Source organism: Mycobacteriales bacterium, from assembly GCA_035533475.1.
In the GTDB taxonomy this organism is placed as follows: domain Bacteria; phylum Actinomycetota; class Actinomycetes; order DATLTS01; family DATLTS01; genus DATLTS01.
Genome location: DATLTS010000032.1, coordinates 13,868 through 35,657, shown reverse-complemented (window position 1 = coordinate 35,657; position 21,790 = coordinate 13,868). Strand labels below are relative to the sequence as shown.

The following is a 21,790-nucleotide window of genomic DNA, read 5'->3' as shown; positions in this document are numbered from 1 at the left end:
CGCCCGTCAGTGCGTCACTAGCTGGGACGGGGCATCGTCCACCCGTACCACCGGGCCGACGACGCCGACATCGACCGGTGTGGTGATGCTGAAGATCTGGGCCACACCCGCGACCGTGTAGGTCGCGGTCCAGCTCACGGTGACCGAGATCGGGCCGTAGCTGCCGGGCTCGGTATATGTGAACGCGGCACAGCTCGACGTGGCCTGCTGGCAGGTGGGGTACGGCGCGCCCGGTCCGTTCGTCGTAACGGGCGCACCGGCACCCCAGCGCCAAACCCACCGCTGGGGCGTCGCCGTCAGCGTGACTGCCGCTCCCAGTGCCGTGACGTGGAAAATGCGCGTTGAGGGGGTATTCGTGAAGGCGAGGACCGGAAGATTCACGACGCCGGCTCTCGGGGGCTCGACGGAGATGGTTCCCCGGGGCAGCGGCAGGTTGCGGAACTGGCGCTGCACGTCGGCCTGGAGTACCGCCACCGGGACGGTCGAAGTCGGCCCCAGGCAGTAGGTGGTGGGGACCCGGTGCCAGCCGTCGGGCGGGACAAGGCTCGTGTCGGTGTAGTAGACCCAGTAGAGATGGTCCCTTGGGTCGGGGCAACCGTTGCCGGTGTGGGCGCATGACAATTGCAGGTTGGTGGGCGCGGACAGAGCACACGTGGGAATCCACATCCAGTTGTAGTGGTGCTGCTCCACAGCATTCTCGGCAGGAACCGCGACGAGCACTGCCGACCCATCCGCGCGGTAGAGGAACACCTGATAAGAACCGACCCCAGACTGGGCCGTCGTATCAGTTGTCCCACTGGCCGGAGGCGACCAGCAGGAACCGAATCCGCTGCAGTCTGCGGGAGGCTTTGGCGACGGGGTTGCTGATTGGGGGAGAATCACGGCATTGATTAAGCTGAGCGCCGCGAGCACGACAGATCGCTTCATGACTCTCAACTGGCCGGGAACGTGTGAGTCGCTGACACGATCCAGCGCCCGCTGTTCCATGTGAGAACGAGCGCCACTGTGGTGGGGCCGCTTCCAGGCTGGACCTGAAGTGTCCGACCAGTGGAATCGAGTACGCGCACTGCCGAAAGTCGGTACTGAATCAGAACAGAAGCGCTCCGGCCAGATATGGCGGTGTCTTCAACCTTCAGGATGGTGTAGCCGCCGCCGACCAGGTGATTTTGTCGATAGACGCGTTGGACATAGCTGATCACTTGGTAGCAAGTGCATGCGGGTGACACATCCCTCACCAGCTGCGAGGTGTCTCCTGTTTTGAGCGCCGTGTTCAACTCCGAGTAGACGAGCCGCACGAAAGCAACGGCGCTCGCACTTGTTTCCGCGGGAGAAGACGAGCCACTTGGAGCAGGACTGCCTGAGACGCTGGGCAAGGTCTGCGGGGAGGTGCTCCCAGAGCAGCCACCGACAGCGACCACTACCGCAAGGCCGATGGCCCCCAGCAGAGAGCCTCGCAAATCGCCCGAGACGTGACCAACCCCCACGAGGCGGGAGTGTACGAAAAAGCGGCCAAGCCTTCTAGTATTTGCCCTCGGCCTGTGGATAACTCCGCGATATGTGACTTGACAAACCCAACGGGGCAAGGTCCGCAGCATGCACCCCCTATGGCACTGCACAAGCCGGATCGGTCGGAGAGTGCGCGGGGTCAGGCAACAGTTTCGGCCCGGGTGCTGGCCCAAAGATCATGGGCCGTCCTCAGTGGTGCCGGTGTCCTGCGTGCATCACCGCCAATCAGCCCTCGCTAGGTTCGGGTTGCTGACCCTTCCCGTCCTCATCGGCCGGCTTTACGGCTAGCAACGCTCGTAGCGCCGTCTCTGGGTCCAGCGGGGCGAGGCTGACTGACACGTCGCGCTCGGGGTCGCGGCGCGCGGGCATGGCTAAACGGTATGTCCCGGCATGAGGTACGCGGGGATACACAGGCGCTCGCGGGGCCGCGTGTGGGGCATTGCGAACCCTCGAGTTCTACTCGTGGGTTCGGTGATCATCCTCTAACCTCACCGCGAGCGCGGCCCCGGCGGGGGTCGGTTCCCTAGCCTAGGATGCCTTTGTCCGGTACTCGGCAAGCGCCTCAGCAGGCACGTGCGCAATGCCGTCGACCATCACGAAGCGAATCTTCCGCTCATGAACCAGGCGCAACAGGTCGCGCGTCGGGATCCCCAATCGACGAGCTGCCTCGCTGGCACGCAGCAACTCAGCGGCCATCGGCACCACCTTCCGGGTCCTCGAAACCCAGTCTACGGCTGATCAGTCGGATCTGGTCCTCGACTCCGACGACCACGGACAGGCGCCCGGCCAGGATCAGCGCGTCACGAGCGTCCTCAAGGCCGGCCAGCAGGCCTAGGCCTTCCTCCAGGGTCAGCCACAAGGCGCCTGGAGGTTCCGCGCCGATTGTCATTCGCGACTCGTCTCCAGCGTCGCCACGGAACCTGGCGTGAACATGGAGAAGGGGACCACGGATACGACCGTAGCGGCAGCGTCTGACACTTCAGCCGGTGTTCTGCCCGAGCGCAAGGAGTTCGCGAACCGCGCAAGCTCCGGTTGCAAAGGCGCAGATCAGGGCGCCGGTGGGCCGCATGTGGGGCATGCGAACCCTCGACTGCTGCTTGAGGGGCCCGCGATCTGCCTTGGGCGCGGCGAGGTTAGGTAGAGGCGCGAGCGGCGATGAAGATCGCGGATCAGCCGTGATCGGCTCGGGCCCGTGGCTCCGGCAATGGCCTACTAGTTGCCTGCGCCGCGTCGGTCCAAGCCTCCACCGCTCGCTCGACTTCCGCGACCGCGTCGTGAGGGGTCGGTCTATGCGTGGGGCAGAACCCGAGATCAGGAACATCGGCGCTCCAAGCCTGATCCTCGTCACTCCAGGAGACCTCGAGTCGGTATTCGGTGTTCATGGCTCCTCCTTGAGGAGCAGATCGTCTCGCAGGATCGACTGCGCCATCTGGCTGACGTGGTACCGCTTTGCATGACCCTGCTCCGTTTGCAGATCCGGATTGATCAACTCCGTGACTTTGGGATGCACGAAGACCCGATGGCTCTCCCGCCCACCCGCTTCACGGAAGCCGAGTGCCTCTACCCGGCGGACAAGGGCCGCGAAGCTGACCAATCGGCAGGACGCCCCCGTTCCCACGTCGCCATTGCGCTCACTTGCGAGAGCATGTTCAGAGCGACCGCGTAGGCGCGGGAAGGAAGCCAATAGCGTGGTAGTTATCGGAACGGTTCTCATTTCGCTGATTTCATCGTCAGCGGTTGCAGCGCTCGTCGCCTTCTTTGCTGAACGACGGCGAGACATCTGGGCATCTAAGCGCGACGCGTGTTTGGATGCCTTGGAAATCATCAATGGGGTTTTTGCCAACCGGCAATGGGATGTGCCGGTGAACTCTCCGCTGCTCCCCCAAGAGAGACCCACCATGGCCAATATCCGGCGGTGCCACAACCGATTAGCCGTTGTGTGTAAAGACCCCAACGTCGTCAAGTCTTACTTGGAGTGTCTTGGTCTCGGCGAGCAAAGGTTGAGCATGGATAGGATCGACGATCTGCGAGACGCGGTGCGAAAAGAGTGCGGCCTGGCCTGGAAGAGACTAGAAAGAGATCGAAGTAAGTCTTTCTTGTGGCACCTCGCAGGCTCGGTCGAAGCCCAGGAGCCACTGCCTCCCCTCGTGGCATCAAAATTAGAGGGACACTGGCAGGAAAGCTGAAGGGGCTGCCGAAAGGCAACCCCTGTCCGCCGACCGGACGAAAGCCCAGCCCACTTGAGAACCAGAGTACACACGGCCGCGGACAACTCCAAGGGCCGCGCCGGAACGTGACGCGGGTCACATTTGTCCGCTCGATGGCTCGTCAGCGCGCCGTCGCCCTCCGGTGTGGCCATGAGCGCCCGATCGGGATCACCGGCCGCACCGTGAGTAGAGGAAGTGCGAACTGCGCCAGGTAGGGGGCAGGTGCTCGGTGCTGACGTGGTGCCGTTCAGGTCGGCGTTCATGCGGGAGCGAACCTCGCGGGTCTCGTACGGCATCAGTGCTAGGACCGGGGCCTTGTTGGTGGTGGCGTAGGCACTTGCTTGCGGGGGTCGTTGCGATGCCGGCTCTGCGGTTCCCCGCCGATGAAAATCTCACCGGCCCGGCACGGTCCCCGTCAGCAGCCCGGCTAGTGGCTCGCGGCGCATGGCCTCGCGGATACGCATGGTTAGGAACCACGCGGTCTTCGCGGTCACGTCGTACTTGCGCTCGATCTCCCGGGCGCTCACTCCGTTCTTGGACGCGCACATCTCGAAGATCACCAGCAGCCACGTACGCAAGCTGATCTTGCTGCCGTGAAAGATCGTCCCGGTGAGCACGGAGAACTGCTTGCGACAATGCCCGCACTTCCAGACCCGCCGCTCGGACATCTTGCCGGTGCGGGTCTTGCGGGACACACCGTTGTTGGGGTTGAGGTAGAAGCAGCGCCCGATCCCGCCGCAGTGGGGGCAGCCGTCTGGCTTGCCGCCCCAGCGCAATCCCTCGAGCATGAGGTAGGCGGCGCCGTCGGTGCCGAGCCGGGCGGCCTGATCGGGCACCGCAAGGTCTTGCTTAGCCATCACCCGAGCTTCCTACAGATCATGGGTTTGTCAGTCACACATTGCGGCTAACTCCGGTAGTCGGAGGGCTACACCCGGCGCAGAACCGCCGTCACACGCCCGAGGATGGTGGCCTCGTCGCCCGGAATCGGCTCATATGCCGCGTTATGTGGGATCAGCCAGGCATGCCCGTCGCGTCGCCGGTAGGTCTTGACCGTGGCTTCGCCGTCGATCATCGCAGCGACGATGTCCCCGTTGTCCGCGACCGGCTGCTGGCGGACCACGACCCAGTCCCCATCCGCGATCGCTGCGTCGATCATCGAGTCGCCGCGGACCTGGAGGAGGAATAGCGTGCCCTCGCCGACCAGCTGCCGGGGCAGCGGGAAGACATCCTCGACGACCTGTTCGGCGAGGATCGGGCCACCGGCGGCAATGCGACCGACCACGGGCACATAGGCGGGCGTGGGACGGGCGTCCCCGCTGTCCGTCTGATCGACGGAGTCCTGGAGACCGGGCGCCACGGGACGGGGAGCGCGCACCTCGACCGCCCGAGGCCGGTTCGGATCCCTACGCAGGTAGCCCTTGCGCTCCAGCGCGGCTAGCTGGTGAGCCACCGACGAGCTGCTTGTCAGGCCCACGGCCTCGCCGATCTCGCGCACTGACGGTGGATAGCCGCGTCGGGCCACCGCCTCCCGGATGACGTCGAGAATGCGCCGCTGGCGAGCTGTCAGACCGGTGGCGTCGGGCGCTGCGTCGGGGAAGTCGCGCACGTCGCCTTCGTCGCCGCCTGTGGTTCTGCGCACCGTCACCGTGGCCTCCTCTGCCCGCTCGGGTGATCGCCACCGTAGCCCTCGTTAAGTGCATATTCAAACACCTGTTCGAACGTGTCGTGTTTTTTGTCGGCCGATCGTGGTAGAACTCGCACATACGTTCGATCGAACACAGGTTCGACCGCCAGGTTCGTCGGGAGGACAAGATGGCACACCTGTCAGACCAGATCGATCCGCCCCGCCCGGAAGGCCGGCTCCGGCTGACCCGTCGAGGCAGGGTCACGATCGTGGCCGCTGCGATGCTCGGCCTGTTCGCCTTTTTCTCGCTCGGCCGGGTCTCGTTGCAGGCTGCCACCGGTCCGGGCCGGGCCCCGCAGCTGCGTCACCTCGTCGTGACCTCCGGTCAGACGCTCTGGGAGATCGCGAACCAGGTTGCCCCGGATTCCGATCCGCGGGCCACCGTGGACGAGCTGATGGCGCTCAATCACCTGGGGCGTCCGCAGCTGGTACCGGGCGAGGTGCTGGTCCTGCCGCCGTCGCAGTAATGGGCGCGACACGCCGAGCCCTGATCTTCGACACGCCGTGTGACCTGCGACTTCGTCGATTATCCGCGGAATCGCTTGCGTCGGGTGCGCCCGATGCCTACGGTTCCCTAGATCTAGTAGTTACAACGGTGTAAGTCGTCCACAGGTTGTGCCCAGGTCAGTCACAGGTGGCCCACAGGTTGCCCACAGCCCTCGGGTCGCCGCGTGGTCAAGGAGGCCGGATGTACTGCCCGTTCTGCCGGTACCCGGACAGCCGGGTCGTCGACAGCCGAGAGGCCGATGACGGCACGGCGGTACGCCGGAGGCGCTCCTGCCCGGAATGCGGCCGCCGATTCACCACCGTGGAGACCGCGAGCCTGTCGATCATCAAGCGCAGCGGGGTCAGCGAGCCGTTCAGCCGCACCAAGGTCGTCGATGGCGTCCGCAAAGCCTGTTCCGGGCGGCCGGTTTCCGAAGCCGAACTGGCGCTGCTCGCTCAGCGGGTCGAGGACGAGGTCCGCTCGTCCGGCTGTGCCGAGCTGCCGTCGAACCAGGTGGGGCTCGCCATCCTCGCTCCGCTCCGGGAGCTCGACGAGGTCGCCTACATGCGGTTCGCGTCGGTCTACCGCTCTTTCGACTCCCTGGCCGACTTCGAGGCGGAAATCGCCGACCTCAAGGCTGGGCACCCCAACCGCGAGGAGGCGCACCACCTGGACGCCTTCGGCGGGATCCATGATCCGGCGCCGCCCTCGGTGCAACTGTCCCACGCCGGTACCTGACGGCGCTTCCCCGCGTTCCCGGGGGCGGCGCCGATCCACTCCGGCGGCCCGCTCGCAGACCAGATCAGCCCCGCCGGACGGGACGACCTCCGGCATCCCAGGTGTTGCTATGTAGGGCGTTCAAAGGAGGACCCCAATGACGGAGACGGTGAACAGCGCGCCCACCCCTCGGAGCGGTGGCCCGCGCAAGACGCGCGGGCTGCGGCTCGAGCGCGTCTACACCAAGCCCGGGGTGCATCCCTATGACGAAGTCACCTGGGAGCGCCGCGACGTCGTCATGACCAACTGGCGCGACGGCTCGATCAACTTCGAGCAGCGCGGTGTCGAGTTCCCCGACTTCTGGTCGGTCAACGCGGCGAACATCGTCACCACAAAATACTTCCGTGGCGCGGCGGGGAGCCCCCAGCGCGAGGCGAGCCTGCGACAGCTCATCGACCGGGTGGTCAAGGCTTACGTGTCGGCCGGCGTCGCGCACGGCTACCTCGGCACCGACGAGGACGCGGAGATCTTCGACCACGAACTCACCCACATGCTCCTGCACCAGATCTTCAGCTTCAACAGCCCGGTCTGGTTCAACGTCGGCACGTCCGCGCCCCAGCAGGTATCGGCCTGCTTCATCCTCGCGGTCGAAGACACCATGGACTCGATCCTCAACTGGTACAAGGAAGAGGGGTTCATCTTCAAGGGCGGCTCCGGTGCCGGGGTGAACCTCTCCCGGATCCGTTCCAGCCGGGAGCTGCTCTCGTCCGGCGGAACCGCCTCCGGGCCGGTCTCCTTCATGCGTGGCGCGGACGCATCCGCCGGCACGATCAAGTCCGGTGGAGCTACCCGTCGGGCCGCAAAAATGGTCATCCTCGACGTGGACCACCCGGACGTCGAGGAGTTCATCCAGACGAAGGCCCGCGAGGAAGACAAGATCCGGGTGCTCCGCGACGCCGGCTACGACATGGACCTCGGGGGCAAGGACATCGTCTCGGCGCAGTACCAGAACGCGAACAACTCGGTGCGGGTCACCGACGAGTTCATGCGAGCGGTCGAGGAAGGTAAGGAGTTCCACCTCCGGGCCCGACAGGACGGCTCGAAGATCGAGACGGTCGACGCCAAGTCCCTGTTCGACAAGATGGCGCAGGCCGCCTGGGAATGCGCCGACCCGGGCATCCAGTACGACGACACCATCAACGACTGGCACACCAGCCCCGAGACCGGTCGGATCACCGCGAGCAACCCGTGCTCCGAGTACATGCACCTCGACAACTCGAGCTGCAACCTGGCGAGCCTCAACCTGATGAAGTTCCTTCGCGAAGACGACACGTTCGACGCGCCCACCTTCGCCAAGGCCGTGGAATTCATCATCACCGCGATGGACATCTCGATCTGCTTCGCGGACTTCCCAACTCCGGCGATCACCGAGACGACCCGGGCATACCGACAGCTCGGCATTGGCTACGCCAACCTCGGCGCGCTGCTGATGGCCACCGGCCACGCCTACGACTCCGAGGGTGGGCGATCTGTCGCCGCCGCGATCACCAGCCTGATGACGGGAACCGCCTACAAGCGGTCCGCCGAGCTGGCCGCCGTGGTCGGCCCCTACCAGGGCTACGCACGCAACGTCGACGCCCACAAGCGGGTCATGCGCAAGCACGCCGCCGCCAACGACGCGGTCCGTCCCTCCGACCCGGACGCGGCGCGCATCTTGCACTACGCCACGAAAGCCTGGGAGCAGGGACTAGCGATCGGGGAGAAGCAAGGGTGGCGCAACGCTCAGGCGAGCGTGCTGGCGCCGACCGGGACGATCGGCCTGATGATGGACTGCGACACAACCGGGATCGAGCCCGATCTCGCGCTGGTCAAGCTCAAGAAGCTGGTCGGCGGCGGATCGATGCAGATCGTCAATCAGACCGTCCCGCGGGCTCTGACAAAGCTCGGCTACCAGGCCGAGCAGGCAGAGGCGATCGTCGAGCACATCTCGGAGCATGGCAACGTCATCGACGCGCCCGGATTGCGTCCTGAGCACTACGACGTGTTCGACTGCGCGATCGGCGAGCGTGCGATCGGGGCCATGGGTCACGTGCGGATGATGGCCTCCGTGCAGCCGTTCATCTCCGGCGCCATCAGCAAGACCGTGAACGTCCCGGAATCGGCGAGCGTCGCGGACATCGCCAACATCTACTTCCAGGGCTGGAAGCTCGGCCTCAAGGCATTGGCTATCTACCGGGACAACTGCAAGGTAGGTCAGCCATTGTCGAACGCCCGGGCGGCGAAGAAAGAGGTTGCGGTCGACGATGCGCCGGTCGAGCACCGTCCGACTCGGCACCGGCTGCCGAAGAGCCGGCACGGGCAGACCGTGTCCTTCGCGGTCGGCGGCGCCGAGGGCTACATGACGGCTAACGCCTACGACGACGACGGACTCGGCGAGATCTTCCTCAAGATGTCGAAGCAGGGCTCCACCCTGGCCGGCGTAATGGACGCGTTCTCCATCGCCATCTCGATCGCCCTTCAGTACGGCGTGCCGCTCGAAACCTACGTCAGCAAGTTCATCAACATGCGCTTCGACCCGGCCGGGATGACCGACGACCCGGACGTGCGGATCGCCCAGTCGGTAATGGACTACATCTTCCGCCGGCTCGCACTCGACTTCCTGCCCTATGAGCGGCGGGCTGAACTCGGTGTGTTCAGTGCCGAGGAGCGGGCGGCCAAGGTCGTCGACTCCTCCTACGGGCCGCCCGTGGCAGCCCCCGAAGAGGAGATCGACGTCGAAACGCTGGCCCAGTCGGCCCCGGTCGAGGCGCCGGCGCCGCAGCCGCCGGCGACGCAGTCCGAGCCCGGCCACGCCCGCGGGTCGGACGGCTCGGACGCGGTCAGCTCGCAGACCGCGGTGGACGCGCCGCTGTGCTTCACCTGCGGTATCAAGATGCGGCCGGCCGGAAGCTGCTACGTCTGCGAGTCGTGCGGCAGCACGAGCGGCTGCAGCTGATGGCGGTACTCGCCGGGAGGACACGCTCACTGCTCGCGCCGTGACAGTGGGATCGCGGCAAAACGGACGGTCGGCTCGCAACCGGCCTTCCTTATGAGGTTCACCGGCGAACCACGATCGTCATAACGACCAAGACCGCCCCGGCCGCGCAGAGCGTGGCCGGGGCGGTCCCCGTTTTGGCCAGTCCGTTCCGGAAGCGCCTCTTGAGACATCACAAATGATTGACTAAGCCTCTTAGGACGTCAATAATGACATGTGACTTGGGAGGCGTGAGTGGCCCCGACGAAGGCCCCGGCGAAGGTCCCGCCGAAGGCCCCGGCGACGGTCACGCGCGCCCTCCACAAGATCGGTGAGGACCTGGCGACCTGGCGGCGCCTCCGGCGCCTCACCGTGGCTGAAGTGGCCGACCGCGCTGGCGTCGGTGCCAGCACGGTCACCCGGCTCGAGAACGGCGGTGGCGCCAATCTGGCGAATCTGTTGAGGGTCGCCCGGGCGCTCGGTGTGCTCGACATGCTCTCTGTTGCCGTCGACCCGTACTCGACCGACATCGGTCGGGTGCGTGCCGACGAGGCGCTGCCTGAGCGGGTCCGCCACCGGAGGTCCACGTGACGGCCATCCAGGTGCACGTCGCGATCGACGGGCAGGACGTGCTCGCGGGCACGTTGTACGCCAGCCGACGTCGCAACACCGAGTCGGCGGCGTTCGCCTACGAGTCGTCGTTCCTGGCGCACCCGGGCGCGTACGCGCTGGACCCGCTGTTGCCGCTGACCCGAGGCACGCACCAGACCCGCGCCGGCCTGGCGCTGTTCGGGGGGTTCTCTGACTGTGCCCCCGACCGGTGGGGACGCACTCTCATGAAGCGTCGGGAGGCCGCGCTGGCTCGTGCCGAAGGGCGAGCCGCCCGGTCCCTCGGGGAAATCGAGTTCCTGCTCGGCGTCCGCGACGACCTCCGGCAGGGGGCGCTGCGCTTCCGGAAGGAGGACGGGCCGTTCCTGGCCGACACCGACACGGGCGTGCCGGCGCTGACGGATCTCCCTTCGTTGCTCGACCTCGCCGAACGGGCAGAGCGCGACACCGCGGACCTGCCCGATCTTCAGCGTCTCGTGCATGTCGGCAGCTCCCTAGGTGGCGCAAGGCCGAAAGCGCACGTGCTCGGCGCGAACGGCCGCGTGGCCATCGCGAAGTTCCCGAGCGCGAACGACAGCACCTGGACGGTGACGGCCTGGGAGAAGGTCGCGCTCGACCTCGCGGCGTCGGCGGGCATCACAGTCCCCGAGTCCCGGCTGCTCAACCTCGCCGGCCGTCACGTGCTCGTCGTTGACCGATTCGACCGAACCGCGGACGGTCGTCGGATCGGGTATTCCAGTGCGATGACGATGCTCGAGGCGTCGGACGGCGACCAGCGAAGCTACCTGGAGATAGCGGACGTCCTCGAGAGAGTGTCGACGCGTGCGACCGCGGAACTGCATCAGCTGTGGCGGCGGATCGTGTTCTCGGTGTTGATCTCGAACACGGACGACCACCTCCGCAACCACGGGTTCCTCCACGAACGCGGCGACTCCTGGCGCCTCTCCCCGGCGTTCGACCTCAACCCGAACCCCGACCCCGGGCCGAAGTACCTCAGCACCGCCATCGACGACGGTTACGACGCAGCGTCAGTCGAGGTCGCGCTCGGGGTCGCGGAGTTGCTCCGTCTCGCCCCCACTGACGCGCGGAATGTGCTCGCGGAGGTTGTGAACGCGGTCAGGCAGTGGCGCACGATCGCCGCGGGCCACGGGCTGTCGGCGAGCGAGATCGGGCGAATGCAGCCGGCGTTTGTGGCGCTGGACGAGGTCGCCGTCTGAGGGCCACCGCGCGACGCCCTCGCGGATGTCAGCGCCGCGGGCCGGGCCTAGAACCCGGAGCTGCCGTTCGGCGTGCCGAGCCCGGTCGGGCCGTCCCAGCCCGGCGCAGCCGTACACAGATCCGAGCCACACGATGCCGTCGAGCCCAAGGTCACGTCGTTCAATGACCCGGTCTGACCGTACGGGTAGGACCCGTAGGTCACGGCTGCCGCGTTCCCGGCCAGCGCGTACACCGACGCGATGATCGGCGAGGCAACCGAGGTGCCGCCGAACACCAGCCAGCCCGACAGCCCCTGGTAGCGGTAGGAGTCGTACACGGACACCCCGGTCGCCGGGTCGGCGACGGCGGACACATCGGCGACCGCCCGCCTAGCGCAGACGGTCGTGATGTTCGAGACATTCCCCTGCCACGACGGCTGCGCGTCATAGGCGGAGCATCCAGACCCCGCGCCTTCGGTGAGCGACGTCGACCACACCGTCTCCGACCAGCCTCGGGAGGTGGCGGAGTCGCGCACCAAGCTCGTCCCGCCGACCGCGGTGACGTACTGCGATGCCGCCGGATACTCCACCCCGTACCCGCCGTCACCGGAGCTCACCGTGATGGCGATTCCGGGGTGGTCGTAGTAGGCGCTGTCGTAGCTGGGATCCGAAGAGGACTCGCTACCGCCGTAGCTGTTGGAGATCTCGTTCGCTCCCATCGTCACGGCCCGGTTGACCGCTGTCCCGAGGTTGGCCAGCGACGACGAGCTGGCTTCCACCAGCAGGATGTGGCAGTTCGGGCAGATTGCCGAGACCATGTCCAGGTCCAGCGAGATCTCCTGCGACCAGCCGCCGTTCGACTTCGGGTACTTCGTCCCGCCGTTCTGGTTCACCTTCCGGAAACACCCGTTCGCGGTAGTGCACGCCGCGAGCCCGAACTGGGATCGGTATACGCCGAGGTCCGATTCGGCGTACGGGTCGTTGTAGGCGTCGACGACCGCGATCGTCTGACCGGAGCCCGCCGTCGCGGAGGGGAGGTTGTACGCGGAAATCAGATCGACCGGATCGAACCCGGACGGGCTGGACGCGGGCGTCGGCCGCCCGTACCGGTCCACCGTCTCGGCGAGGATGGCGTTGCAGGCCGCATCGCCCTCGGCGGGGGCGGCGCAGACGTGCACGTATCGGTGGCTGTTCGGGACCGAGCGCGCACCAGCCGCGGAGGCAACCGACGCCCCGGCCATGCCGGGGAGGGCAACCAGCGCCGCGCCGAGCGCGAACGTTGACAAGCGGCGCACGGGGGCCACCTTTCACCAGGCCTTGGTGCCACGGGCGCGGCCCCTACGGTCATCATCGGCTCGGCTCGTCGCGGTTTCAAGCACATCGACCAGACTCGCGTCAGCGATCGCCGGTTCCCTCGGCAGCGCGCCCGCTTTGTCCGGCATTGGGCTGGACAAAAGTCGGCTCAACGACGGCCCCGCCCCCCAACGCATCGGGAGCCCATGGAACGCTGGTCGTGCCGGACGCGTCCTACCGGCGTGCGCGTACCCATCGCCGCCGCCGCCCAAGCGTCGTTCCTAGCCACCGAGCGCGGAACGGCGGACCTGACGGCCATGACCGACTTCACCTGTCTACACTCGCACCCCGCATGCGAGCCGCCCCAACGCCTGTGGCAGGTCCGCGTCGTCGTTCGCTGACCCGGCGGTCCCGCGGCCCGTCGGCTTCGTCCCGGTTTGGCGCGCCGTGCCGCCATGGTGTTCGCTGAACCCAGCGCCGACATCCCCGAGCCTGGAGCCTGCAATGCACCAGCTGACCGGCCTCGACACCGTGTTCCTCTCGATCGAGACCGCGACCACCTACGGACATGTCGGTAGCGTCGCCGTCCTCGAGCCGCCGCCCGGGCGCCCGCTCACCCTCGACCGGGTCACCGCGGGCGTGGAATCTCGGTTGCACCTGATCCCGCCCTTTCGTCGACGCTTGGCTCAGGTGCCGCTCGGGCTCGACAACCCGTACTGGATCGACGACCCGGACTTCGACATCGAGTTCCACGTCCGCGAGCTCGCCCTGCCGGCGCCGGGCGACGATCGGCAGTTGGCTTCCCAACTGGTCCGGCTGCACGCCCGGCCGCTGGACCGCCAGCGCCCGCTCTGGGAGCTCTACCTAATCCACGGGCTGGCCGGCGGCCGGCAGGCCGTCTACACGAAGGTGCACCACGCGGCGATCGACGGGGTGTCCGGCAACGACATCCTCACCGCTCTTCTCGACCTGGCGCCAGACGGCCGGGAGGGCGAGCGGGAGTCGCCGCAGTGGGCTCCCGAGACCGCTCCCGGCACGGCGGCAATGCTCGCCCGCAGCCTCGGGGCGCTGGCCGGCAACCCGTGGCGGGCCGTTCGGATGTCGGCCGGCCTGGCCCGATCTGTGCCCCGACTCGTCACCCTGCCGGCGCGACCCAGGTTGCCGCTGATCGATCGGCTGCTTCGCCGGGACGACGGCTCGGTCCTGTCCCAATCGGCCTTGCGGGCACCGGCGACCCCGTTCAACCGCAGCATCAGCGCCCATCGCAACTTTGCGATGGCCCGGATCCCGCTCGACCAGATCAAGCCGCTGCGCGTGGCGTTCGGGCTGACCGTCAACGACGTCGTCATGGCCCTGTGCGCGGGTGCCCTGCGCCGCTGGCTGCTCGAGCACGACGCCCTGCCGGACGCCGCCCTGCTGGCCGGGGTTCCGATCTCGGTGCGTACCACCGAGCAGAGTGGCACGCTCGGCAACCGGGTGTCGACGATGATCGCGCCGATCCCGACCCACCTTTCCGATCCCGCGGAACGGCTACGGGCGGCGCACGACGCCATGCGGGCCGCCAAGGACCAGCATCAGGCGCTCCCGGCGAATCTGCTGGCCGACGTGAACGAATTCGCGATGCCGGCCTTGGCCGGCCGTGCGGCCCGGGCCGCGGCCCGGTTGCGGCTGATCGAGCGGGTCCGCCCCTTCAATCTCATGATCTCCAACGTGCCGGGGCCAAACCGGCCCCTGTATCTGGCTGGTGCTCAACTCGTCGGTATCTACCCCCTGTCGGCGATCACCGACGGTCAAGGTCTCAACATCACGGTGCTCGGCTACCTTGGGGCACTGCACTTCGGGTTCATCTCCTGCCGCGAACTGGTGCCAGATCTCGACCGGATGGCCGAGCAACTGGACGCGGAGATGAGCGCTCTCCGGGCGCTCGCGGAGCAGAAGCCGGCAGCCACGGTCACCCCCGCCGGAACGGCGAAGTCCAGGCGCTCGGCGACGGGTCGCGGGGCCGCGGCGGGCTGACCTCAGCGGACGATCGTGCCGTTCCGCACCGCCACGTATCCGGACGGCCATGGCTCGGGATGATGAGCGCGAGCGCGCTGCTGACCAGCGCGACGAACCCGGCGATGAGGAATGCCCGGTCGTAGCCCGACGTGAGCGCCTGAGCCACCGCGGCCGGGGGGCGACCGGTTCCGATGCCCGCCCGGGACAGGGCGGCGAGCCGATCCGGGCCGAGCAGGTTCCGCGCTCGGGCCGCGGCCACCGTGGCCAGCGCCGCCAACCCCACCGCCCCGCCGATCTGGCGGTTGGTGTTGACCAGCCCCGACGCCAGCCCCGCCTCGGCACGGGCCACCCCGGAGGTGGCGGCGACCGCGATCGGGGTGAAGGCCAGCCCGATGCCGAAAGTGGTCAGCATGCTCGCCCCGAGCAAGGAGGTGACGTAGCTGCCGTGCACCGGGAGGCGCGACAGCCAGAACAAGCCCGTGGCGGACGACAGTGGAGCGAGCAGCAGCAGCCGCCGGGCCCCGATCCGGCTCACCAGCCGCGAGCTGAGCTGGGCGCCGGCGATGATGGCCAGCGACTGCGGCAGGAAGGCGACCCCGGCGCGCAGCGGGTGAGTACCCCAACACGTTCTGCATGTACAGCGACAGGAAATACCAGGTCGCGAACACGGCACCGCTGATCCCGAGCATCACCACGTTCGCCCCGGTCACCGACCTCGACCGGAACACGCGCAGCGGCATCAGCGGTTGGCGCGCGTACCGGGCCTCGCGGATGAAAAAGCCGAGCAGCAGGGCGGCGGCCGCCGCCAGGGTGAGCAGGGTAGGGCCGGAGCCCCAGGGGTGTTGGTCGGTGCTGACGATGCCGTAGACGGCGACGACCAGCCCGGCCGTCACCAGGACCGCACCCGGCAGGTCGAGCCGACCTCGCACCGGCTGGCGCGGCGGGTCCCCCCGGAGGAACACCCGGGCCGCGACCAACCCGACGGCGCCGATCGGCACGTTTACGAACAGGATCCAGCGCCACGACGCCTCGGCGGTGAGGAGCCCGCCGAAGACCGCGCCGGTGGCGCCCCCGGCGCCGGCCAGCGCACTCCACAGGCCGATCGCCTTGGCCCGCCGGGGACCTTCCGGGAAGGTGCTCATCAGGACCGTGAGGGTCGCCGGCGAGAGCACGGCCCCGCCGAGGCCCTGTACCGAACGGGCGATCAGCAGGGCCGTGCCGTTCGGGGCGAACCCGCCCACCAGGCTGGCCGCGGTGAACAGGCCGAGACCGGCCAGGAATACCCGACGCTGCCCGAGCAGGTCGGCGGCCCGGCCGCCGAGCAGCAGGAACCCGGCGAAGGTGAGGGTGTAGGCGTTGACCACCCACTGAAGGCCGATCGGGCTGAAGTGAAGGTCCGAACGGATCGAGGGCAGCGCGACGTTGACGATTGAAACGTCGAGAATGACCATGAACTGGGCGAGGCAGACGAGCGCCAGGATGATCCCGTCCGCGGGTGCGTCTCGAGCCGCGCCGATCCGGGTACCCTGGCGCACCCTCGCCCCCTCGTCGTTGGCCGCGGACGAGGGAGTCAACTCCACACCCGGCGCGGGGTATTCCGCGGCCGGCACTAACGTCGTGGCTGTGAGTCCGACCGCGGCGAGAGACGAGAGCAAGCGTCCGATCCGGATGTTGCACGACCGGATCCTCGTCTCGATCGACGCGGATGCGGGGGAGCGGCGCTCCACGGCGGGGATCGTCATTCCGGCCACGGCGAAGATGGGGCGCCGGCTGGTCTGGGCCGAAGTGGTCGCCGTCGGCGGCAACGTGCGCAATGTCCAACCGAACGACCGGGTTCTCTACGATCCCGAGGATCGCTCCGAAGTGGAGTTGCACGGCGTGCTCTACGTGCTGCTTCGGGAGCGGGACCTGCATGCTGTCGCGGCCGACCGCATCGAGGGCGGCGCCACCGGTCTTTATCTCTAACGAGCGCCCGACCAACCCCGGTCGGCCCAGCGGAACCGTTCCGCTGGTTGGATGCGAATAACACTTGGAGGTGCGGGTGCTTCGGGAGAGGCTGGCCGGCAAGCGGGTCCTCCTCACCGGCGTGACCGGCTTCGTCGGCGAGGCGCTGCTCGCGCGCCTTCTCGCCGACCTGCCCGAGGTCGCGGTCAGCGTCCTGATCAGGCCGAAGCCCGGCCAGTCCGGGCGGGACCGGCTGCACCAGCTCGTCGGGAAGGCGGCGTTCGCGGGGTGGGCCGGCGGGGGGGACCGGCTAGCCGTTCTCGACGCCCGGGTCGCCGTCCTGGAAGGTGAGCTCGCCGCGTTGCCACCGCTCCCGGCCGACGTCGACGTGGTGATCCACTGCGCGGGCGACGTCTCGTTCGACCCGCCGATCGATGAGGGCTTCGCCACCAACGTGTCAGGCACCGAGGCATTGCTGCGGGCGCTCGCCGACGCCGGGGCCCGACCCCACTACGTCCACGTCTCGACGGCGTACGTTTCCGGTCGCCGGCGCGGGGCGGTGCCCGAGGCCAGCCTCGACCACGAGGTCGACTGGCGCGAGGAGACGGCCGCCGCGGGGCGGCTCCGGACGGCGATCGAGGATGCGTCGCGTTCCCCCTCGCGGCTGGCCGCGCTGCACAAGCAGGCGGAGCGCGATCACCGGCGGTCCGGCCCGATCACCACGGCGACCGACGCGGAGCGGCTGCGCCGAAACTGGGTGCGCGAGCGACTCGTCGCGGCCGGTGGGGAGCGTGCCCGTTCGCTCGGCTGGACGGATGTGTACACGTTCACGAAGGCGCTGGGCGAGCGGGCCGTCGAAGAGCTGACCGGCGAGTGGCCCGTGTCCATCGTCCGACCGTCGATCATCGAATCGGCCCTCGAGCGGCCATACCCGGGTTGGATCGAGGGCTTCAAGATGGCCGAGCCGATCATCCTGGCCTACGGTCGGGGCGAGCTCCCGGAATTCCCGGCCGCCCCCGACGCCATCGCCGACATCGTGCCGGTCGACCATGTGGTGGGCGCCTTGCTCGCCGTAGCGGCGCACCCGCCGGAGCCCGGTGGGCGGGCCTACTACCACGTGAGTTCGGGTGCCCGGAACCCGCTGACCTTCCGTCACCTGCACGATCACGTCCGGACCTACTTCGAGGCGCACCCGTTCGAGCAGCCCGGCCGGGGCGCCGCCCGGCTCCCCACCTGGCGATGGCCCGGCGGGGACAGTGTCGAGCGGGTGTTGCGTTCGAGCGAGCGGGCCCATGCGGCGGCTGATTCCGTGGTGAGCCGGCTGCCGCGGTCGACCCGGGTTCGGGAGGCGGCGCGCAGCCTGGACCGGCAGAAGCAGCGGCTCGAGTTCCTTCGCCGCTACCACGATCTGTACCGGCCGTACGTCGAGACCGAGCTCGTGTTCACCGACGACCGCACGCTCGCGCTGCACAATTCGCTCGAGCCCGAAGACCGGGCCGCGTTCGGCTTCGACACGGCGGCGGTCGACTGGCCGCGCTACATCGTCGACGTGCACTGTCCGAGCGTCGCCGGGTCGATGCGCGCGATGATGTCGAGTCGCCCGGCCCGGCCGGCTGCCGTTGCTCGCGGCCTGCCGGCCGGGGGGGAGATCCTGGCGGCCTTCGACATGGACGGCACTCTGCTGTCCTCCAACGTCGTGGAGTCCTACCTGTGGCTCCGGTTCGGCGAGCTCAACGGCGCGAGGCGCCTCGACGAGCTGCGCTCGCTCGCCACTCGGCTCCCCGGATATCTGCGGGCCGAGCGCCGGGACCGGGGCGCCTTCCTCCGGGCCGTCTACCGGCGCTATGCCGGCGCCGCCCTGGCCGAGCTCGACAACCTGGTCGACGAGGTCGTGGCCGACCTCGTGCTTTCCCGGGTGTCCCCGACCGCCTTGCGCCGGGTGCGGGAGCACCGGGCCGCGGGTCATCGCACGGTCCTCATCACCGGGGCGATCCGGCCGCTGACCCGCCCTTTGCAGCCGCTGTTCGACGATGTGGTCGCCGCCGATCTCTCACTCGACGCGGGCGGCCGCGCCACCGGTTTCCTGGCCTCCCCCCCGCTCGTGGGGGAGGGTCGCGCGGCCTGGCTGCGACGCTACGCATCGATCGAGCGGCTCGATCTCGCCGCGAGCTACGCCTACGCGGACAGTCACTCGGATCTGCCGATGCTGCGGGCCGTGGGTCACCCGGTCGCGGTCAACCCCGACGTCGCGCTCTACCGCGCGGCTCGCCGGGGCCGCTGGCCGATCGAGGACTGGCGCACCGGCGCCGCGCGCATTGCAGCCCAGCCGGTGGCCGCCCACCCCCGGGCCGGGGTGCGCTGATGCTTGCCCTCGAGGTTTACCGCTCGTTGCCCCGCTACGTCGCGGCGCGGGCCCTGGGTTCCCGGGTCCCGGGGCTGATCGCCGGCCCGGTCGCCCCGCTCCGGCTGGTCAACCGGGAGGAACCTAAGCCGGTGCGGGACGGCTGGGCCCGGGTGGCGCCCCGGCTGTCGGGGATCTGCGGCTCCGATCTGGCCACCGTGTCCGGCTCGGCCTCGTTCTACTTCTCCGCGCTGGTCTCGCTCCCGTTCGTCCCCGGCCACGAGGTGGTCGGGGAGCTGCTCGACGAATGTGACGATCTCGGCCGGGGGACCCGCGTCGTCCTCGACCCTGTCCTCGGCTGCCTTCCGCGCGGTTTCGAACCGTGTACGGCCTGTGCGGCCGGCGACGCGAACCGCTGCGATCGGATCACCGTCGGGCACCTGTCGCCGGGCCTACAGACCGGGTACTGCGAGCAGACCGGCGGGGGATGGAGCCGCACGATGCTCGCGCACCGTTCCCAGTTGCACCCGGTTCCCGACGAGCTGCCGGACGAACGGGCCGTCCTCGTCGAGCCGCTGGCCTGTGCGGTGCACACCGCGGGGCGGGCCGCGGTTCCCGATGGCGGTTCCGTCCTCGTCGTCGGCGCCGGAGCCGTCGGCCTGCTGACGGTCCTCGCCCTGCGCGCGCTCACCGGGTCGGGGCCGGTCACGGTGGTCGCCAAACACCCTCGCCAAGCCGAGCTGGCCCGGCGGTTCGGCGCCACTGCGGTGGTCGGACCCGGTGAGGTCACCGGGGGAGTCCGGCGGGCCACCCGGGCCTTGCGACTGAGCCCCGAGCGCGGACCGGACTTCCTGCTCGGTGGCGTCGACGTCGCGATCGACGCAGCGGGTAGCCGAGGTTCGCTGGACACCGCCCTGCGGCTGGTCCGGGCCGGCGGCCGGGTCGTGTGCGCCGCCATGCCGGCACCGGGCGCGGATCTCTCGCCGGCGTGGTTTCGCGAACTAGAGGTGGTCGGGGCATATTCCGGGGGAACCGGCCCGGACGGGCGTTCGGCCTTCGGCACCGCCCTGGACATCGCTGGCACCGCCCCCCTCGACGGGCTCGTCGGCGGGACCTACGCGCTCTACCGGTGGCGGGAGGCCCTCGACCACGCCCTGTCCGCCGGCCGACTCGGTACGGTCAAGGTCGTCTTCGATCCGAGGAGTAGCTCGTGAGCCGCCCCGGTTTCGTTCTCGAGGTGGACGAGCGCACCCCGCCGCTCGTCGTTCACGAGGGGGAAGGATTTCGACTCGAGACCTTTCCGCTCGGGACCCGGGTGGTCTACCCACCGGACCCGCTGCCGGCGATAGCCGACCTGGACGGGATGATCCGGGAGGCCCTGCTCCATCCGCTCGGGTGCGAGCCGTTGCCGTCACTGCTGCGCCCCGGAATGCGGCTGACCATCGCGTTCGACGATCTTTCGCTGCCGCTCCCGCCGATGCGTCGTCCCGACGTCCGCCAGCGGGTCATCGAGGCCGTGCTGACCATGGCGGCGGCGGCCGGCGTGGACGACGTCGAGCTGATCGCGGCAAATGCCTTGCACCGGCGGCTTACCCCCAGCGAGCTCGAGCGGATCGTCGGGGAGCGGGTGTTCCGATCGTTCTTCCCGAATGGCCAGCTGACGAATCACGACGCGGAGGATCGGGCCAACCTCACGCACATCGGGCTCACCGACAAGGACGAGGACGTCGAGATCAACCGACGGGCCGCGGAGTCCGACCTGCTCGTCTATGTCAACATCAACCTGGTGGCCATGGACGGCGGTCACAAGTCGGTGCCGGTGGGGCTGGCCTCCTACAAGTCTCTTCGGCACCACCACAACTCCCAGACGATGGTGCACTCCCGGTCGTTCATGGACGCCGAGCGCTCGGCCCTGCACAGCTCGGCCTGGCGGATGGGCCGATTGCTCGCGGAACATCTGAAGATCTTCACCATCGAGACGACCCTGAACAACGACGTGTTCCCCGCGCCCTTCCAGTTCCTCGTCAAGCGTGAATGGGAGTGGGCGCTGTCCGATCAGGCATCGATGCTCGCCGCCCGCCGGGCCCTGGCGGTCGCGCCCGCTGCGATCCGTCGCCGGGTGTTCCGTTCCCTCGAAGCGCCCTATGGGGTCACCGGCGTGACCGCCGGCGAGACGGAGGAGGTGCACGAACGAACCCTGGCGATGGTGCACCGCCAGCAGCTGGTCGAGGTCGAGGGTCAGTCCGACGTCCTCGTGCTCGGCCTTCCATACCTGTGCCCGTACAACGTCAACTCGGTGATGAACCCGATCCTCGCGACCTGCCTGGGCCTGGGATACCTGTTCAATTCCTACCGTGGCATGCCGCTCGTCCGCCGTGGTGGCGCGGTGATCCTCTACCACCCGGTGCCCTACGAGTTCAGCCAGCTGCACCATCCGTCGTACGTCGACTTCTTCGAAGAGGTGCTCGCCGAGTCGACCGACCCGGCCACCGTCGAGGCCAAGTTCGAGCGGCAGTACGCGACGGACCCTTGGTACATCCACCTGTACCGGACCTCCTACGCCTACCACGGCGTGCACCCGTTCTACATGTGGTACTGGGCGGCGCACGCGCTCGACCACGTAGGGGATGTCGTCTGGGTGGGGGCGGACCGCCGGACGGTGGCCCGGATGGGGTTCCGGGCAGCGACGACGCTCGCGGACGCCCTCGAGATGGTCTCCGGCACAGTGGGGTCGAGCCCGTCGATGACCTACCTGCACACGCCACCGCACACGATCGCTGAGGTGCGCTGAGCAC

The 21,790-nt window shown here is 68.5% G+C and carries 18 protein-coding genes; 10 read left to right on the top strand and 8 right to left on the bottom strand.

Annotation, left to right across the window (positions count from 1 at the left end; translation table 11 throughout):
• Positions 1-6: 6 nt before the first annotated feature.
• From VNG13_06880 to lexA, 6 genes are all read right to left on the bottom strand, one after another.
• Complete coding sequence (locus VNG13_06880; protein HVA60245.1) at positions 7-750, bottom strand: hypothetical protein; 744 nt, start codon at positions 748-750, stop codon at positions 7-9.
• Between the two features lie 1,284 nt (positions 751-2,034).
• Positions 2,035-2,202: an excisionase family DNA-binding protein gene (locus tag VNG13_06875; protein ID HVA60244.1), complete on the bottom strand. Its 168-nt coding sequence runs from the start codon at positions 2,200-2,202 to the stop codon at positions 2,035-2,037.
• Positions 2,192-2,395: a hypothetical protein gene (locus tag VNG13_06870; GenBank protein HVA60243.1), complete on the bottom strand. Its 204-nt coding sequence runs from the start codon at positions 2,393-2,395 to the stop codon at positions 2,192-2,194. The genes VNG13_06875 and VNG13_06870 overlap by 11 nt, the downstream gene beginning before the upstream one ends.
• A gap of 489 nt (positions 2,396-2,884) precedes the next feature.
• On the bottom strand, positions 2,885-3,349 hold the full coding sequence (locus tag VNG13_06865; GenBank protein HVA60242.1) for a hypothetical protein: 465 nt from the start codon (positions 3,347-3,349) through the stop codon (positions 2,885-2,887).
• Positions 3,350-4,105: 756 nt separating this feature from the next.
• Positions 4,106-4,570 (bottom strand): IS1595 family transposase, encoded by a 465-nt coding sequence (locus VNG13_06860; GenBank protein HVA60241.1) that lies wholly within the window; start codon positions 4,568-4,570, stop codon positions 4,106-4,108.
• A gap of 68 nt (positions 4,571-4,638) precedes the next feature.
• Entirely contained in the window at positions 4,639-5,319 is a 681-nt protein-coding gene (gene lexA, locus VNG13_06855; protein HVA60240.1) for a transcriptional repressor LexA, read from the bottom strand.
• A 206-nt stretch (positions 5,320-5,525) separates the two neighbouring features.
• Here lexA and VNG13_06850 point away from each other — a divergent pair, with 206 nt between their 5' ends.
• From VNG13_06850 to VNG13_06830, 5 genes are all read left to right on the top strand, one after another.
• Complete coding sequence (locus tag VNG13_06850; protein HVA60239.1) at positions 5,526-5,864, top strand: LysM peptidoglycan-binding domain-containing protein; 339 nt, start codon at positions 5,526-5,528, stop codon at positions 5,862-5,864.
• A gap of 221 nt (positions 5,865-6,085) precedes the next feature.
• Positions 6,086-6,622: a transcriptional regulator NrdR gene (gene nrdR, locus VNG13_06845; protein HVA60238.1), complete on the top strand. Its 537-nt coding sequence runs from the start codon at positions 6,086-6,088 to the stop codon at positions 6,620-6,622.
• A 136-nt stretch (positions 6,623-6,758) separates the two neighbouring features.
• Complete coding sequence (locus VNG13_06840) at positions 6,759-9,596, top strand: vitamin B12-dependent ribonucleotide reductase (protein HVA60237.1); 2,838 nt, start codon at positions 6,759-6,761, stop codon at positions 9,594-9,596.
• Between the two features lie 273 nt (positions 9,597-9,869).
• Entirely contained in the window at positions 9,870-10,205 is a 336-nt protein-coding gene (locus tag VNG13_06835; GenBank protein ID HVA60236.1) for a helix-turn-helix domain-containing protein, read from the top strand.
• Positions 10,202-11,440 (top strand): HipA domain-containing protein, encoded by a 1,239-nt coding sequence (locus tag VNG13_06830; GenBank protein HVA60235.1) that lies wholly within the window; start codon positions 10,202-10,204, stop codon positions 11,438-11,440. Before VNG13_06835 ends, VNG13_06830 begins: the two co-directional genes overlap by 4 nt.
• Positions 11,441-11,487: 47 nt before the next feature.
• On the opposite strand, the gene VNG13_06825 is transcribed toward VNG13_06830, so the two are convergent.
• Positions 11,488-12,714, bottom strand: a complete 1,227-nt coding sequence (locus tag VNG13_06825; protein HVA60234.1) for a S53 family peptidase — start codon at positions 12,712-12,714, stop codon at positions 11,488-11,490.
• 502 nt (positions 12,715-13,216) lie between these two features.
• Here VNG13_06825 and VNG13_06820 point away from each other — a divergent pair.
• Positions 13,217-14,728: a wax ester/triacylglycerol synthase family O-acyltransferase gene (locus VNG13_06820; protein ID HVA60233.1), complete on the top strand. Its 1,512-nt coding sequence runs from the start codon at positions 13,217-13,219 to the stop codon at positions 14,726-14,728.
• Between the two features lie 2 nt (positions 14,729-14,730).
• Here VNG13_06820 and VNG13_06815 read toward each other — a convergent pair whose 3' ends face one another.
• Positions 14,731-16,245 carry an MFS transporter gene (locus tag VNG13_06815; protein ID HVA60232.1) on the bottom strand — a complete coding sequence of 505 codons (1,515 nt, stop codon included), beginning with the start codon at positions 16,243-16,245 and terminating at the stop codon, positions 14,731-14,733.
• A gap of 88 nt (positions 16,246-16,333) precedes the next feature.
• On the opposite strand from VNG13_06815, the gene VNG13_06810 reads away from it, so the two are divergent.
• The 4 genes from VNG13_06810 (at position 16,334) to VNG13_06795 (ending at position 21,786) form a co-directional block, all read left to right on the top strand.
• The gene (locus tag VNG13_06810; GenBank protein ID HVA60231.1) at positions 16,334-16,675 is read left to right on the top strand and encodes a co-chaperone GroES; all 342 of its coding nucleotides are present in this window, start codon (positions 16,334-16,336) and stop codon (positions 16,673-16,675) included.
• A 76-nt stretch (positions 16,676-16,751) separates the two neighbouring features.
• Entirely contained in the window at positions 16,752-19,016 is a 2,265-nt protein-coding gene (locus VNG13_06805) for an HAD-IB family hydrolase (protein ID HVA60230.1), read from the top strand.
• Positions 19,016-20,209 carry a zinc-binding dehydrogenase gene (locus tag VNG13_06800; GenBank protein HVA60229.1) on the top strand — a complete coding sequence of 398 codons (1,194 nt, stop codon included), beginning with the start codon at positions 19,016-19,018 and terminating at the stop codon, positions 20,207-20,209. The genes VNG13_06805 and VNG13_06800 overlap by 1 nt, the downstream gene beginning before the upstream one ends.
• Positions 20,206-21,786 carry a lactate racemase domain-containing protein gene (locus VNG13_06795; GenBank protein HVA60228.1) on the top strand — a complete coding sequence of 527 codons (1,581 nt, stop codon included), beginning with the start codon at positions 20,206-20,208 and terminating at the stop codon, positions 21,784-21,786. The genes VNG13_06800 and VNG13_06795 overlap by 4 nt, the downstream gene beginning before the upstream one ends.
• Positions 21,787-21,790 lie beyond the last annotated feature (4 nt).

Bases quoted from the DNA above. Each gene is read 5' to 3' on its own strand.
- VNG13_06860 (HVA60241.1), bottom strand. From the start codon at position 4,570: ATGGCTAAGCAAGACCTTGCGGTGCCCGATCAGGCCGCCCGGCTCGGC.
- VNG13_06840 (HVA60237.1), top strand. From the start codon at position 6,759: ATGACGGAGACGGTGAACAGCGCGCCCACCCCTCGGAGCGGTGGCCCG.
- VNG13_06800 (HVA60229.1), top strand. From the start codon at position 19,016: ATGCTTGCCCTCGAGGTTTACCGCTCGTTGCCCCGCTACGTCGCGGCG.
- VNG13_06870 (HVA60243.1), bottom strand. From the start codon at position 2,395: ATGACAATCGGCGCGGAACCTCCAGGCGCCTTGTGGCTGACCCTGGAG.
- VNG13_06850 (HVA60239.1), top strand. From the start codon at position 5,526: ATGGCACACCTGTCAGACCAGATCGATCCGCCCCGCCCGGAAGGCCGG.
- VNG13_06820 (HVA60233.1), top strand. From the start codon at position 13,217: ATGCACCAGCTGACCGGCCTCGACACCGTGTTCCTCTCGATCGAGACC.
- nrdR (HVA60238.1), top strand. From the start codon at position 6,086: ATGTACTGCCCGTTCTGCCGGTACCCGGACAGCCGGGTCGTCGACAGC.
- VNG13_06875 (HVA60244.1), bottom strand. From the start codon at position 2,202: ATGGCCGCTGAGTTGCTGCGTGCCAGCGAGGCAGCTCGTCGATTGGGG.